Below are 15,792 nucleotides of genomic sequence, written 5' to 3'. Positions count from 1 at the left end.
CATGGAGACAGCCCAATGAAGATGACGACCACAACGCTTGCCGCCGCGTGCGCCGCGTTGCTTGGCGCGCCGCAGGCGCAGGCAGGCGAAATCGACGTCGGCAATCCCGACGTCGCGCTGCGCTGGGACAACACCGTGAAGCTCAGCGCCGCTGCACGACTCAAGCACGCCGACCCTGTGCTGCTGACGAATCCGAACAACGACGACGGCGACCGCAACTTCGACAAAGGGCTGATCTCCAAGCGGCTCGACTGGCTCACCGAGGCCGACGTGGTCTGGCGCAAGCAATGGGGTGCACGCCTCAGTGCCGCCGCTTGGTACGACAGCGCCTACAACACCACCAACGACAACCCCGGTTTCCCCGGCGGGGCGTTCCCGAACCAGGTCTCGGTGCCGGCCAACGAGTTCACCGACGCCACCCGCAAGCTGCATGGGCGCAAGGCCGAGGTGCTCGATGCCTTCGTGTTCGGCCGCTTCGACATCGGTGACATGAGCGCCAGCGTGCGGGCCGGCCGCCACTCGCTGCTGTGGGGCGAGAGCCTCTTCTTCGGTGCCAACGGCATCGCGGGCGGCCAGATGCCGGTCGATGCGGTGAAGCTGGTTTCGGTGCCGGGCACGCAGTTCAAGGAGGCGATCCGGCCGGTGCCGATGGTCTCGGCGCAGCTACAGGTCAACGACCGCATCAGCGCGGGCGCGTACGTCCAGACCTCATGGGCCGCCAACCGCGTGCCGGCGGTCGGCAGCTACTTCTCGAGTTCCGACCTGGCGATCGAAGGTGCCGAGCGCATCCTCACCGGCCCGGCATCCGCCGCACCCCATGAGGCCGATCTGCGTCCCAGGAACTCGGGCCAAGGTGGCCTGCAGTTGCGCCTGCGCGGCGAGGAGACCGACTTCGGCTTCTACGCCATTCGCTTTCACAACAAGACCGCGCAGCTCGTGCCGCGCATCGTCCTGCTGACGCCGCCGGCCGTGCCGGTCCCGACCGCCGTGCCTGGGGCCTGCTACCTCGCCTACCACCAGGGCATCACGGCACTGGGCGCCAGCGCAAGCCGCACCTTCGGCGACTTCAACGTGGCCGTCGAGGTGTCGCTTCGCCACAACCAGGACCTGGCGAGCACCCAGGGGGCCGACACCAGCAGCTTCACGTCGGCGCCGGCGACGAACAACACGGATAACCCGGGGTATGCCGTCGGGCGCACCGCGCATGTCAACCTGTCGACGCTCGCCACGCTGCCGAGGACGCCGCTGTGGCGCGAGGCGACGCTGGTGGCCGAAGTCGCATGGAACCGCGTGCTCAAGGTGACGAAGAACGCCGCCGCGCTCGACCCGAACGGCACGCGCGACGGAGCGGCGTTGCGCCTCGTGCTGGAACCCATGTACCGCGGCGTGCTGCCGGGCATCGATCTGGGTGTGCCCATCGGGCTGGGTTGGGCACCGAAGGGGTCGCGGCCGTTGGCCATGACCAATCCGAACATGTGGGTGGCCGATGGCGGCGGCGACTTCACGATCGGCATCAACGGCAGCTGGCGCGACAGCCTGCGCTTCAGCCTCGGCTTCACGCACTTCTTCGGCGATGGCGCCACTTTCAACGATGCCGCTACCAACGCCTTCACGTGGAAGCAGGCGCTGCGCGACCGTGACTTCGTTGCCGCCTCGCTGCGCTATTCCTTCTGACCCGGAGCCGAACCATGTTTCCGATGAACTTGCATCCCATGGCCGCTGCACTGGTAGCCGCACTGATGGCCACGCCGGCCATGGCCGGCGTCACCGCCGAAGAAGCGGCCCAGCTGAAGAGCACGCTCACGCCGATGGGCGCCGAGCGCGCCGGCAACAAGGAGGGCACGATTCCCGCGTGGACCGGCGCTGCGACTGCAAAGTCAGGTATCACTTCGGACGGCCGCCGGCAGGACCCGTTCGCCGACGAAAAGCCGCTGTTCTCGATCGACGCCAAATCGATGGCGCAACACGCGGCGCGCCTGACCGATGGCACCAAGGCCATGATGCTGAAGTACCCCGACTTCCGCATCGACGTCTACAAGACCCATCGCACCGCCATCGCGCCGCAGGCCGTCTACGACGCGACGGCCAAAAACGCGATCTCGGCGAGCCTGATCGACGGCGAGGCCGGCCCCCAGCCCAAGGGCGCCATCGGCGGCGTGCCGTTCCCGCTACCCAAGAGCGGCGCCGAGGTGATGTGGAACCACAAGCTCGCCTGGCGCGGCACGGCCTGGAACTGGGAGTTCCGCGGCTACCAGCTGTCCGCCGATGGGCGCTGGGTGCTGGCCGGCGACAGTGCCAACGACACCACCATGCCCTACTACGCGAAGGATGCGTCGGCCGAGAAATTTGCCGGCGAATACTGGATGGTCCGCTCGCTGACGCGCGGCCCCGCCATCCGCGCGGGCGAGGCCATCACCGGACGACTCAACCTCGACGAGAGCAAGACTTCATCGTGGGTCTACCTCACCGGCCAGCGGCGCGTGCGCAAGCTGCCCAACGCCTGCTGCGACACACCGACACCCTTCTCCGCCGGCATCACGAGCTTCGACGAGGTCGAGGTCTTCGCCACGCGGCTGGACCGCTTCGACTGGAAGCTGGTGGGCAAGAAGGAGGTCTTCATCCCCTACAACAGCAACCGCACCCACACCCCGGCCAAGGACGCCGACGTGCTTGGCTCGCGCTTCCTGAGTCCCGACCACGTGCGCTGGGAGCTGCATCGCGTCTGGGTGGTCGAGGCGACGCTCAAGCCAGGCCAGCGCCACACCTCGCCAAAGAGCCGCTACTACATCGACGAGGACTCGTGGCAGGCCGTGCTTGCCGAACGCTACGACGCCAACGGACAGGTGGCCCGCGTGCCCTTCGGTCTGCCCACCGTCATGAGCGACGTGCCGGCCACGGCCATCGTCACCTGGGGGGTCTACGACCTGACCTCCGGCGCCTCGTACATCAACGGCCTGCTCAACGAGCGCCGCACACCGTACAAGCCGATGCCTGCGTACAAGGACGTGGTCTTCACACCCGACGCCATGGCCGGCGAAGGCGTGCGTTGAGCGTCATCCGAGCCATGCAGCACATGTACTCGCAAGTGCTTGGGCCGACGCGCCGTGGCGTGCTGGCGCTCGGCGCAGCCGCACTGGTGCCGGCGCAGGCCGCCGAGGCGGGCCGTTTCGGCGCCATCGCGCGCGCCGCGCGCAGCGTGATCCGGCCCGAACGGGCCGTGCTGCTGGCCGGCGCGCTGGCTGGCGAGCGCGTCGTCGCCGTTGGCGAGCGTGGCGTAGTCGCGTTGTCGGACGATGGTGGCGGCCACTGGCGGCAGGCGCGCAGCGTGCCGGTCAGCGTCACCCTCACCGCGGTTCGGTTTGCGGACGCCGCCCACGGCTGGGCCGTCGGTCACGGGGGCGTCATCCTGGCGACGCGCGACGGCGGCGAGCGCTGGGTGCTGCAGTCCGATGGCGCTCGGCTGGCTCAGGCGGCGGCAAGCGCCGCCACGAATTTTGGCGATGACCCGCGCGGTGCCCTGCTGGCCAGGGAGGCCGGGCAACTGGTCAAGGACGGTCCGGACAAGCCCTTGCTGGACCTGCACGTTGTCGATGCCCACCGCGTCGCCGTGGTCGGCGCCTACGGCCTGTTCTTCGAGACGCTCGACGGCGGCGCCAGCTGGACGGCGGCATTGGACCGGCTGGACAACCCGAAGGGCCAGCACCTGTACGCCATCGCCGTGCGCGGGTCCACCTGGCTGCTCGCTGGCGAACAGGGACTGCTGCTGCGCTCCACCGACGACGGGCGCCGTTTCGCGCGCATCGCGTCGCCCTACAACGGTACCTGGCTGGCGGCGTGTGCCACGCGCGACGGCGAGTGGGTGATTGCCGGCCTGCGCGGCCAAGCCTGGCGCTCGATCGACGACGGCCAGCGCTGGAGGCAGATCGAGGGCGCGCCACCGGCCAGCCTGGTCAGTGCCGGCGCGCTGCCCGAAGGGGGCGTGCTGTTGGCCAACCAGGCGGGGCAAGTGCTCGTCACGCGCGCAGGCAGCTCGCTCACGGTGCTGCCCGGCCCGGCCCTGCCGCCGCTTTCTCAAGCGTTGGCGCTGCCCGCCGGGGGGCGGCTCGCGCTCGGCTTGGGCGGCGCCACGCGACTGGACAAGCACGCATGAGCGCCACCATGACCGCTTCCGCGACCGGCCGCTTCGACGCAGCCAGCTTCGATCCGCACTCGGGTTCGTTCGTCGAACGCGTGCTTTTCAATCACCGCGCCCTGGTGGTCGCGCTGTGCCTGCTCGCCACCCTGCTGCTCGGCTGGCAGGCGACCCGGCTGCAGCTGTCGGCGAGCTTCGAGAAGACCATCCCCGGCTCGCACCCGTTCATCGTGAACTTCGTGGCTCACCAGAACGAGTTGAAGGGCCTGGGCAACGCCGTGCGCATCGCGGTGACCAATCCCACCGGCACCATCTACGACGCCAGGTACCAGGACACGCTGCGCCGGCTCAACGACGAGGTGTTCCTGATGCCCGGCGTCGACCGCACGGGCCTCAAGAGCCTGTGGACGCCCAACACGCGCTGGTCGGGCGTCACCGAGGAAGGACTCGAAGGCGGTCCGGTCATCCCGGACGGCTGGCAGGGCCGCCCCGATGATCTCCAGCGTCTGGCCAACAACATCGCCCGTTCGGGCGAGATCGGCCAGCTCGTCGCGCTCGACGCGAGGTCCTCCATCGTCTTCGTCCCGCTGCTGTCGCGCGATGCCGAGGGCAAGCCGGTGAGCCTCACGGACTTCGCCCGGCAACTGGAGACGCTGCGCACCAAATACGAGGCCCAGGGCGTCGCGATCCACATCACAGGCTTCGCCAAGCTGGTGGGTGACCTGATCGAGGGTGTGCGGGCGGTGCTGGGCTTCTTCGCCCTCGCAGTGGCGATTGCCGCGGCCATGGTCTACGCCTATACCCGCTGCGCCCGATCGACCCTGCTGGTCGTGGCCGCGTCGCTGGTCGCAGTGGTGTGGCAGCTCGGCCTGCTGCCCACGCTCGGCTACGCGCTCGACCCGTACTCGATGCTGGTGCCCTTCCTCGTGTTCGCCATTGGCATGAGCCATGGCGCGCAGAAGATGAACGGCATCATGCAGGACATCGGCCGCGGACTGCCCCGGCTGGTCGCCGCGCGCTACACATTCCGCCGCCTGTTCCTGGCCGGCTTGACGGCCCTGCTGGCAGACGCGGTCGGCTTCGCGGTGCTGCTGGTGATCGACATCCAGGCGATCCGCGAACTGGCCATCGCCGCCTCCATCGGCGTCGGCGTGCTGATCTTCACCAACCTGATCCTGCTGCCGATCCTGCTCAGCTACGTCGGCGTGGATCCGGCGGCCGCGCGACGCAGCCTGCGCGACGAGCTGGCGGACGAGCGCGGCGACGCGCGTCATCCGCTGTGGGCCTTCCTCGGCCGCTTCACGCAGCCGCGCTGGGCCACGGCGGCTGTCGTCGTCGGTGCACTGCTGCTGGCCGGCGGCATCGTGGCGAGCACCCGGCTGGCCATTGGCGACCTGGATCCCGGCGCGCCCGAACTGCGGGCCGACAGCCGCTACAACCGGGACGTCGCCTTCATGAACGCCGGCTACGGCGCGTCCAGCGACGTGCTGGCGGTGATGGTGCGCACGCCCGACGGCCAGTGCGCCAAGCTGTCCACCGTGCAGCAGGTGGATGAGCTGGAATGGGAGCTGCGGCAGCTCGACGGCGTGGAGAGCACGAACACGCTGGCGCTGCTGAACCGCCGGGTCGCCACCGGTCTGAACGACGGCAGCGCGAAGTGGTACGAGATGCTGCCCAGCCAGGACATGGTCAACACCGTGACGGCCAATGCGCCCCGCGGCCTGTACAACGACGCCTGCAGCCTGCTGACGCTCTATGTCTACCTGTGCGACCACAAGGCCTCGACGCTGGCGCGCGTCGTCGAGCACGTGCAGGCCTTCGCAACCCGGCACGATGGGCCGGACGCGCAGTTCCTGCTGGCCGCCGGTTCGGCGGGCATCGAAGCCGCGACCAACATCGTCGTCCACGACGCCTGGCGCACGATGCTCTGGTTGGTCTACGGCGCCGTGGTGTTGCTGTCCTTCGTGACGTTCCGCTCGTGGCGGGCCGTTCTCGTGGCCGTGCTGCCGCTGGTCGTCACCTCATTTCTCGCTGAGGCGCTGATGGTGGCGCTGGGCATGGGCGTCAAGGTCGCGACCCTGCCGGTGATCGCGCTGGGTGTGGGCATCGGCGTCGACTATGCGCTCTACATCCTGTCCATCGTGCTGGCAGAACTGCGCCAGGGTCGCAGCCTTGCGCAGAGCTACCACCGGGCGTTGCTGTTCACCGGCAAGGTCGTGATGCTGACCGGCGTGACGCTGGCCGCCGGCGTCATCACCTGGGTCGCGAGCCCGATCAAGTTCCAGGCCGACATGGGCGTGCTGCTCGCCTTCATGTTCCTGTGGAACATGTTGGGCGCCCTGGTGCTGCTGCCTGCGCTCGCCTGTTTCCTGCTGACGCCTTCCCGGCAGGCCGGTCGCGCTGCCGCAAGCCATCTCGCGGCCGATGGCCGTGTCCACCGCTGAATCGAGGATCTGCCATGAGTCCCATCCAAGACATCGCCTTCGTCCGCTACCAGGTCACCGACCTGGACCGGATGCAATCCTTCCTGGCCGACTTCGGTCTTCACGCCGTCATCCGCACGCCGCACGCGCTGTACTCACGCGCGGCCGGGGCGATGCATCACGTGCACATCGCGGAGCTCGGTCCCGAAAACGCCACGGTGGGGTTCGGCCTGCTGGCACGCAGCGCCGAGGCGCTTGCCGACGTGGCGGCGCGCGCCGGCCGGCCCATGGAAGCCAATCCCGAGCCCGGCGGCGGCCAACGCGTGCGCTTCACCGATCCGGCCGGCTTCGTCGTCGATGTGATCCACGGCCAGGCCACGCACACGCCGCTGCCGGTGCGCGGGCCGCTGGCGTTCAACGGCGCCACCGGCCGCCGACGCCTGGGCCAGCCGATCCGGCTCAAGCCGGAACCGTCATCGGTGATGCGGCTCGGGCACGTCGCGCTGCTGGTGGCCGATTTCCCGAAGACGCTGGCCTTCTACCGCGAGGTGCTCGGGTTCGAGCCGTCGGACACCTATTGGGCGGGCACCGAGACCAACACCATTGCGGCCTTCATGCACTGCGGCCTGGGCGATCAGTGGACCGACCACCACACATTGGCGCTGATCGGCGCCCAGGACGGCGTCAGCCGCTTCGACCACAGCGCCTTCGAGGTGCTCGACCTCGACGACGTGATGCAGGGCGGAGAGTGGCTGAAGCAGCGTGGCCACCGGCATTCGTGGGGCGTGGGCCGCCACGTCCAGGGCAGCCAGATCTTCGACTACTGGCGCGACCCCTTCGGTCACAAGATCGAGCACTGGACGGATGGCGACCTCGTCAACGACAGCACGCCGGTCGGCCATGCCCCCATCAAGCCCGACGAACTGCAGCAGTGGGCACCGCCCCTCAACCCCGAGTTCTTCGCCTGATTCAGGCTCCCCTTCGAACGAGATCACTGCCTCATGAAACTTGCCCGCTACACCCATAACGGCCGAACCACCGTCGGTGCCGTCGTCGACGACCACGTGGTCGAGATCGCCACGCTCGATCCCACCGCCCCGCGGACCATCCGCGGGTTGCTGGCTGCGGGCGTCGCGGGCCGCGCGCGCATCGCGCAGGCGCTGGAGGCCGCGCCGCGCGGCACGCCGCTGGCACAGGTGAAGCTCGAAGCACCGATTCCCGATGCGCAGAAGTACCTGGCCATCGGCATGAATTACCACGACCACGCCGAGGAAGCCGCGCGCGCCGGCGTGCCGGTGCCCAAGCACCAGTTGTGGTTCAACAAGCAGGTGAGCTGCATCACCGGGCCGTTCGACCCGATCTACAAGCCGCGCGTGTCCGAGAAGATGGACTACGAGGCCGAGATGGGCGTGGTGATCGGCAAGCGCTGCCGCTACGTCAGCGTCGAGCAGGCGCGCAGCGTGGTCGGCGGCTATTTCGTCTGCAACGACGTCACGGCGCGCGACTGGCAGTTCAAGAGCCCGACCTTCACGCTCGGAAAGAGCTTTGACAGCCACGGGCCTATCGGCCCTTGGATCACCACCGACGACGAGATCGCCGACCCGCATGCGCTGCAGATGCAGCTGTGGGTCAACGGCGAGCTGCGGCAACAGGCCAGCACCGGCGGCATGATCTACGACATCTGGCAACAGATCCACGAGCTGAGCCAGGTGATGACGCTGGAGCCGGGCGACCTGATCGCCACCGGCACTTGCGCGAACGTGGGCATCGCGCTCGGCAAGTTCCTGCAGGTGGGCGATGTGGTGAAGGTCGCCATCGAGGGCCTGGGTCACATCGAGAACCCGGTGCGAGCCGAACCTCCGCAGGCCTGAGCGATGCAACGCGCAGTCCTTCGCACCATCCTGTTCGCGCTCGGGCCGATGCTCAATCGCGCAGCGCGGCGACCCGCCTTCCGCGCCTTCCTTTCGCGCCACGACGCGGTGGTCCAGATCGGCCTGAAGGACGGCAGCGTCGTGCGGCACTACTTCATCGCTGGCGGCAAGGTCCGCAGTGTGGCCGGTGCGCATCCGAACCCGGTAGTGCGCATGGTGTTCAAGGACCTGCGCACCGCACTGGCCATGCTGAAGCCGGCGGCCGACATGGGCGAAGTGGTGCATGCGGCCAAGAACTTCAAGGTCATGGTGATGGGGCCCGACCCGCTGGCCACCTGGTTCATGCAGCTGATGAACCTGTCGCAGACCTCGGCCTTGAAGATGGGCACGCCGCTGCCCGACGGCTGCACCCGCTACACGACGATGACCAACGGCGGACCGCTGTTCGTGCACGTGAAGGCCGGGCGCATCGTGCGCCTGGTGCCGATCGAATTCGATGCCTGGGACGGCGCCAGCTGGACGGTGACAGCCCGTGGCCGGCGCTTCTCGCCGCGCCGCATGGCCACGGTGGCGTCGCACGCGCTGGCGCTGAAGTCGGCGGTGTACTCGCCCGACCGCATCCTCACGCCGATGAAGCGCGTCGACTTCGACCCGAACGGCGAGCGCAACCCGCACAACCGCGGCAAGAGCGGCTACGTGCCGATCACGTGGGACGAGGCGCTGGACCTCGTCGCCAGGGAGATCGTGCGGCAGAAGCAGGTCCACGGTGCCGGGGCGATGACGCTGGCGCACGGTTCGCACCACCAGTGGGGCAACGTGGGCTACTACCTCAGCGCACTACTGCGCTTTGGCAACCTCGTCGGCTTCACGCGTGTGGCGGCCAACCCCGACAGCTGGGAAGGCTGGTACTGGGGCGCCATGCACCACTGGGGCCATGCGCAGCGTGTGGGAATCGCCGGCAGCTACGGCACGGTGGAAGACTGTCTGCAGGAATCCGAGCTGATGGTGTTCTGGTCCAGCGACCCGGAATCCACGCGCGGCGCGTACTCCGCGCACGAGGGCACCGAACGGCGTCAATGGGCGCGCGAGCTGGGCATCGAGTTCGTGCACATCGACCCGCACCTCAATCCCACCGCCGCGTGGCTGGGCGGGCGCTGGGTGCCCATCAAGCCCGGCACCGATGCCGCGCTGGCCCAGGCCATCATGCAGGTCTGGGTTGCAGAGGATCTTTACGACAAGGACTACGTGGCCCAGCGCACCACGGGCTTCGAGACCTGGCGTGACCACCTGATGGGCGTGGACGATGGCGTGGCCAAGACGCCCGAGTGGCAGGAAGAGGAGACCGGCGTGCCGGCCAAGGACGTGCGCGCCCTCGCGCGGCTGATGGCGCGCAAGAAGCTCTACCTGGCCGCCGGTGCCGCCGGCGGTGGCTTCGGCGGGGCAGGGCGCGGCGCCACCGGGGCGCAATGGGCGCGCTGCATGGTGATGCTCATGGCCATGCGCGGCCTGGGCAAGCCGGGCATCAACTTCGGCAACCTGGAGTCAGGGGCTCCGGTGGATCTGGAGTTCTACTTCCCCGGCTACGCCGACGGCGGCATCTCCGGGGAGCTGAACTGGAACGGCAATGCGGTCAACAACTACCAGAAGATGCCGCACGTCATCACCGTCAACCCGGTGCGGCAGTTGGTGCCCAAGCAGAAGTTCCCCGAAGCCATCATCGAAGGGCGCGCCAGCGGCTATCTGTGGGATGGCCTGGCCACCGAGATCCAGTTCACGCCGTTCGAATACCCGATGCCGGGCTACCCGCGTATCCACATGATCTACAAGTACGGCGGCTCGTGGTTCAGCACACTGACCGAGTCCAAGCGCATGGAGGCGGCCTACCGCCACGAGAGCATCGAGTTCGTGGTCAACCAGTCGATCTGGATGGAGGGCGAGACCCAGTTCGCCGACGTGATCCTGCCGGCTTGCACGCAGTTCGAGCGTTATGACATCGGTGAATGGTGCAACGGCGGCGGCTACCTGCCGCACGGCTTCAACAACGTGAACCACCGTGTCGTCGCGCTGCAGCACAAGTGCATCGAGCCGCTGGGCGAATCCAAGTCCGACTACGAGATCTTCAGTCTGATCCTGCAGCGCCTGGGGCTGGGTGCCATGTTCACCGAAGGTTGCAGCGAACTGGACTGGTGCAAGCGCGTTTTCGAGTCCTCCGACGTGGCGCAGCACATCTCCTGGGCCGAGTTCTGCCGCAAGGGCTACTACGTGGTGTCGGCCGAGCAGGAGCCGATGCGCTCGCCGGTGCTGTTGCGCTGGTTCGCAGAGGGGCGCATGAAGGACATCGCCGAGGCGCAGCCTTTGCCCTCGCAATGGGCGGGCGAGTTCGGCCAGGGCCTGCAGACGCCCAGCGGCAAGCTCGAGTTCATGCCCACCACGCTGGTACGCCACGATGCGCACAACCCCGAGCGTCCCGTGCTCAACCGCTATATGCCGTCGTGGGAAGGGCCGCGCAGCGAGCATGTCCGCAGCTGGCCGCTGCAGCTCATTGCCACGCACTCGCGCTACAGCTTCCACACCCACGTGGACGGCAAGGGTGGCTTCCTCGACGACATTGAGGACCACCGCGTGCGCATAGCCGGCCATCCGTACTGGCTGGTTCGTCTGAACGTGGCCGACGCCGCAGCGCGCGGCATCGCCCACCACGACCTGGTGAAGGTGCACAACGCGCGCGGCGCGGTGGTCTGCGCCGTCGACGTGTCCACCCTGGTGGCGCCGGGTGTGGTCAAGTCCTTCGAGTCCAGCGCCCGCTATACGCCGGTGCAGTCCGACCAGGGCGTGGTCGACATCGGCGGCAGCATGAACGTGCTGGTGCCCTCACGTACCGCAATTCAGGGCACGCACAGCATGGCGCCCAACGCCTGCATGGTGCAGGTCGAGAAATGGACCGGGCGACTGGGGCAGCCGGTGTCATCCGCCCACCCCGTGGCCGAAACGATCGCCTGAAGCCAGACATGGACAAGTGGAACCTCATCATCGACGTGGCCGAGTGCCACAACTGCCACAACTGCGTGCTCTCGGCCAAGGACGAGTTCGTCGGCAATGACTTCCCCGGCTACAGCGCGCCACATGCGGCCCACGGGCCGGCGGTCATCCGCATCGAGCGCCGGGTGCGCGGCAGCGGCCACCTCAGCGATGCCGCCTACCTGCCGCGCCTGTGCAACCACTGCGACGACGGCCCCTGCCTGAAGGCCGGCGCGGACGGTTCGGTACGCAAGCGCCACGACGGCGTCGTGATCTTCGACCCCATCAAGGCCAAAGGCCGGCGCGACCTGGTCGACGCCTGTCCCTACGGCGCCGTGGTGTGGAACGAGGAGCAGCAGTTGCCGCAGACGTGGTTCTTCGACGCCCATCTGCTGGATCAGGACTGGACCACGCCGCGCGCCGCCACCGTGTGCCCGACGCGCGCGCTGCAGGCCGTGCGCGCCAGTGACGCCGCCATGGCCGAGCGGGCGCAGCGCGAAGGCCTGCGCGTGCTGCAGCCCGAACTCGGCACGCGGCCGCGCGTGCACTATCGCAATCTGCACCGCATCGACTGCCTGTTCATCGGCGGCAGCGTCGTCGCCACGGTCGATGGTCGCGTCGAATGCGTGGAGGGTGCCGAGGTCAACCTCGCGCAGGGCGGGCGCGCCGTGGCCACGACACGCACCGATGCGTTCGGCGACTTCCGCTTCGACGGCCTCGCGACCGGCAGCGGCGCGTTCACCTTCGACGTGCACCACGCACAACGGGGCCAGGCACAGGTGGCGGTGGTGCTGGGCGACCACAGCATCACGCTGCCGGCGGTGCGCCTGAATTGACGACCACCCGACCCGGGCCCAACGACTCGCCATCCCTTCCATTTCTGCAAGGAGCAACCATGTTTGACGTCCAACTGCTGATCGCCGGGCAATCGCGCCCGGCGTCCTCCGGCGCCACCTTCGAGCGCCGCAATCCATTGTCCGAAGCCGTCGTCACGCGGGCCGCCGCGGCGACCCCGGAGGACGCGGTTGCCGCCATCGAGGCAGCGGCCGCAGCCTTCCCGGAATGGTCGCGCCAGGGCCCGGGCGCACGCCGCAGCCTGCTGCTCAAGGCGGCGGCCATTCTGCAAGCCAAGACGCCCCAGTTCATCGAGGCGGTGGCCGCCGAAACCGGCGCCAGTGCAATGTGGGGCGGCTTCAACGCCCAGCTGGCCGCCGGCATGCTGCAGGAAGCCGCCGCCCTGACGACGCAGATCAGCGGCGAGGTCATTCCCTCCGACGTTCCCGGCAGCCTCGCCATGGCGGTGCGCCAGCCCGTCGGCGTCGTGCTGGGCATGGCGCCCTGGAACGCGCCGGTGATTCTGGGCGTGCGTGCCATCGCCACGCCGCTGGCCTGCGGCAACACGGTGGTGCTCAAGGGCTCCGAGTTGTGCCCGCGCACCCACCAGCTGATCGTCGAATCGCTGCAGGAAGCCGGCATGCCGGCCGGCGTGGTGAACTTCGTGACCAACGCACCGGCCGATGCGGCTGCCGTGGTCGAGGCGATGATCGCCCATCCCGCGGTGCGCCGCGTGAACTTCACCGGCTCCACCCGCGTGGGCCGCGTCATTGCGCAGGCCTGCGCCAGGCACCTTAAGCCGGTGATCTTGGAACTCGGCGGCAAGGCGCCGCTGCTGGTGCTGGACGACGCCGATCTCGACGCCGCGGTCGACGCCGCGGCCTTCGGTGCCTTCATGAACTCGGGGCAGATCTGCATGTCCACCGAGCGCATCGTCGTCGATGCCAAGGTGGCCGATGACTTCGTCGACAAGCTCGTCGCCAAGGTCAAGGCGCTGCCGCTGGGCGACCCGCGCGGACCGGCGCCCGTGGTCCTCGGCTCGGTGGTCGACATGGCCACCGTGGCACGCTGCAATGCACTGATCGACGACGCGCTGGCCAAGGGCGCCAAGCTGCTGTGCGGCGGCAAGACGCAGGACACCCTGTTCCCCGCCACGCTGCTGGACCGCGTGACGCCGGCCATGAAGATCTATGGCGAGGAATCCTTCGGCCCGGTCAAGGGCATCGTGCGGGTGGAAGGCATGGAAGCCGCCATTGCCTGCGCCAACGACAACGAATATGGGCTCTCGGCAGCCGTCTTCGGTCGCGACGTCGCACGTGCGCTGGAGGTGGCCAGGCGCGTCGATTCGGGCATCTGCCATGTCAACGGCCCCACCGTGCACGACGAGGCGCAGATGCCCTTCGGCGGCGTGAAGGCCAGCGGCATCGGGCGCTTCGGCGGCCGCGCCGGGGTGCACGAGTTCACCGAGCTGCGCTGGCTGACGGTGCAGACCACGCCACGCCACTACCCCTTCTGACGTCTACGAGGAAACCCATGAGCTTCGAATTCAAACCCAATGTGCGCTACCGCATGCCCGTCATGTTCGGCCCGGCCCCCGGCCCGCGGCAGAAGGCGACCGGTGTGCCCTGGGAGGCGCAGGAAAGCGGCACGGCCAACGTGCAATGGGCCACCATCGCCTATCGCTCCGACCCCGCGATGCTGGAGGCGCTGCTGCCGCCGGGCTTCACGCTCGCCGAGCCGGTGGTCCATGTGACGTTGGGCTTCTTCCGCAACCTGTACTGGCTGGCTGGCCGCGGCTACGGCATCGTCAACGTCGAGATCCCGGTCGTGTGCAGCGGGCGCGATCAGCGCATCGAAGGCGGCTTGTGCCTGGTGCTGTGGGAGGGGCGCCCGGACGCCATCACCACTGGCCGCGAGGAACTGGGATTCCCGAAGTTGTATGCCGATATCCCGGACGTCCGGCTCGATGCCGACAGCGGCCGCATCGGCGGCCGCGCGTCCTGGTTCGAGCACACCTTCTTCGAGATGGAGATGCAGGGCCTCAAGGAGGTCGAGGTCGCCCCGCAGGACCGCCGCTTGCTCGGTCCGAAGGGCGGCTCGATCTTCTACAAGTACATGCCACGCACCGGGCCCTTCGGCAGCGGCGGCTGCGACGTGTCCTATGTGACCTGCGCGCACCCCTTGCCCGGCGAGGAGCGCAGCGCACAGACGATCAAGTTCGGCGAAGCCCATTACCGGAAGTGGCGCGCAGAAGGTGGCGCCCTGCGGTGGCACCGTGCCAGCTTCGAGCAGTTGCCCACAACCTTCCATGTGGTCAACGGCATCGCCGACTTGCCGATCATCGAATACCTGAGCGCCGAAATGATCGAGTTCAGCGCCCCGGGCAACGCAGTGGCCACCAACGGGCTGCGCGTGCTGGAGATGAGCTGAAAGCCTGAGATTCGTCCTTCTCTAGGACGAGCCCAGCCGAGTCGCGAATGCCGCCTTGTCGGTGACGCCGAGCTTCACGTAGGCCGAACGCAGGTGATGCCTCACGGTGGCCGGCGACAGGTCCAGCGCCAGCGCCACCTCGCGGTAGGACTGGCCGGCGGCAAAGGCGTTTGCGACCTCGCGCTCGCGGCGGGTCAGCATGTCGCGCGGCTCTCGTCGACGCATGGACACGAAGACGTGGTCACCGACCCAATGAATGGCGGCATGCAACTGGCGGCCGAGGAACTCCGTCTTTCTGCCCACGATGCGCTCGACCAGCGGTGCGGGCAGCCTCGGCCCCGTCCATCCCGGCCATTCGAGCCTCAGCATGTCCGCAGCGCTCGCCTCGCCGACCCTCAGCAGCCCCAACGTGTCAGTCGCCAGAAGGGCCGTGCGCTCGGGATTGCGCCGCATGGTCAATTCGTCGGCCAATGCCATGTCCAGCCCTGCGGCCAGATGCGGACTCAGCAACTCGAGGACGTCCAGCTCGCGTGCGGAAAAGCGCGGTGTCGGGCTGCTGCGCGCAAGGGAAACGAAACCGGAAACGCCCAGTTCTGCATCGACATCGGCGATGCAGACCGACTGGGCGATTCCCATGTACTCGGTCAGCAGGGCCGTGCTCGGTTGCGACATCAAGTCGTTCTGCCCGAAGTAGTGCGCACGGCCGGGATCGGTAACGACCCGCCGCGCGACTACGTTATCCGGGTCCGACAGGTTCAGCCGCTCGGCGATGTCGACCGGCAGGCGGTACGGGAACGAACAGTGGACATGGTGAACGCCCTGCGCGAAAGAGCCCCGCCCCCACCACGCGGCGTCGAAGGCAATGTGCCTGGCAACGACGTCGAGCGCGCGACGCTGATAGTCCTCGACATCACCGCAGCGCGAAGCGGCGTAGATCTGGCGGATCGTCTCGCTCAGCTCAGCGAGGGTCAGGTCACTCATGTCGGCGTGAAAACCAATGGTGCAGATGAAGGATTCAGGTGTGACCCGCTATCACTACGCTTGCTCGGCGGACTCGGGGCAATCGGGCGTTGCACTGGCTCAG

At 68.2% G+C, this 15,792-nt stretch carries 11 protein-coding genes; 10 read left to right on the top strand and 1 reads right to left on the bottom strand.

What is annotated here, in order from left to right; all coding sequences use genetic code 11:
• Positions 1 to 15: 15 nt before the first annotated feature.
• Genes ASC95_RS29540 through ASC95_RS29495 form a run of 10 tightly spaced genes read left to right on the top strand, consistent with a single transcriptional unit; the run spans position 16 to position 14,708 of the window.
• A complete protein-coding gene (locus ASC95_RS29540; protein WP_057301285.1) occupies positions 16 to 1,674 on the top strand; it encodes a DUF1302 domain-containing protein in 1,659 nt (552 codons plus the stop codon).
• 23 nt (positions 1,675 to 1,697) lie between these two features.
• The gene (locus ASC95_RS29535) at positions 1,698 to 3,050 is read left to right on the top strand and encodes a DUF1329 domain-containing protein (RefSeq protein WP_057301284.1); all 1,353 of its coding nucleotides are present in this window, start codon (positions 1,698 to 1,700) and stop codon (positions 3,048 to 3,050) included.
• The gene (locus ASC95_RS29530) at positions 3,047 to 4,150 is read left to right on the top strand and encodes a YCF48-related protein (protein WP_157256576.1); all 1,104 of its coding nucleotides are present in this window, start codon (positions 3,047 to 3,049) and stop codon (positions 4,148 to 4,150) included. The genes ASC95_RS29535 and ASC95_RS29530 overlap by 4 nt, the downstream gene beginning before the upstream one ends.
• 8 nt (positions 4,151 to 4,158) lie before the next feature.
• Positions 4,159 to 6,576, top strand: a complete 2,418-nt coding sequence (locus ASC95_RS29525; RefSeq protein ID WP_200960230.1) for an RND family transporter — start codon at positions 4,159 to 4,161, stop codon at positions 6,574 to 6,576.
• Positions 6,577 to 6,590: 14 nt separating this feature from the next.
• Positions 6,591 to 7,523, top strand: a complete 933-nt coding sequence (locus tag ASC95_RS29520; protein WP_056877417.1) for a VOC family protein — start codon at positions 6,591 to 6,593, stop codon at positions 7,521 to 7,523.
• 33 nt (positions 7,524 to 7,556) lie between these two features.
• Positions 7,557 to 8,426: a fumarylacetoacetate hydrolase family protein gene (locus ASC95_RS29515; RefSeq protein WP_056876433.1), complete on the top strand. Its 870-nt coding sequence runs from the start codon at positions 7,557 to 7,559 to the stop codon at positions 8,424 to 8,426.
• A gap of 3 nt (positions 8,427 to 8,429) precedes the next feature.
• Positions 8,430 to 11,426 carry a molybdopterin-dependent oxidoreductase gene (locus tag ASC95_RS29510; protein ID WP_057301282.1) on the top strand — a complete coding sequence of 999 codons (2,997 nt, stop codon included), beginning with the start codon at positions 8,430 to 8,432 and terminating at the stop codon, positions 11,424 to 11,426.
• Positions 11,427 to 11,434: 8 nt separating this feature from the next.
• Entirely contained in the window at positions 11,435 to 12,280 is an 846-nt protein-coding gene (locus ASC95_RS29505) for a 4Fe-4S dicluster domain-containing protein (protein ID WP_057301281.1), read from the top strand.
• Between the two features lie 59 nt (positions 12,281 to 12,339).
• On the top strand, positions 12,340 to 13,794 hold the full coding sequence (locus ASC95_RS29500) for an aldehyde dehydrogenase (protein ID WP_057301280.1): 1,455 nt from the start codon (positions 12,340 to 12,342) through the stop codon (positions 13,792 to 13,794).
• Positions 13,795 to 13,811: 17 nt separating this feature from the next.
• Positions 13,812 to 14,708, top strand: a complete 897-nt coding sequence (locus tag ASC95_RS29495; RefSeq protein ID WP_056876429.1) for an acetoacetate decarboxylase family protein — start codon at positions 13,812 to 13,814, stop codon at positions 14,706 to 14,708.
• A 21-nt stretch (positions 14,709 to 14,729) separates the two neighbouring features.
• Here the strand turns inward: ASC95_RS29495 and ASC95_RS29490 are convergent, their stop codons facing one another.
• The gene (locus ASC95_RS29490) at positions 14,730 to 15,689 is read right to left on the bottom strand and encodes a helix-turn-helix transcriptional regulator (protein WP_056876428.1); all 960 of its coding nucleotides are present in this window, start codon (positions 15,687 to 15,689) and stop codon (positions 14,730 to 14,732) included.
• Between the last annotated feature and the right edge of the window lie 103 nt (positions 15,690 to 15,792).

The organism is Pelomonas sp. Root1217 (genome assembly GCF_001425705.1).
Taxonomy (GTDB): Bacteria; Pseudomonadota; Gammaproteobacteria; order Burkholderiales; family Burkholderiaceae_C; genus Pelomonas.
Note: the sequence above shows the minus strand (reverse complement) of the source record. Positions and strands in the feature narration are given on the sequence as shown.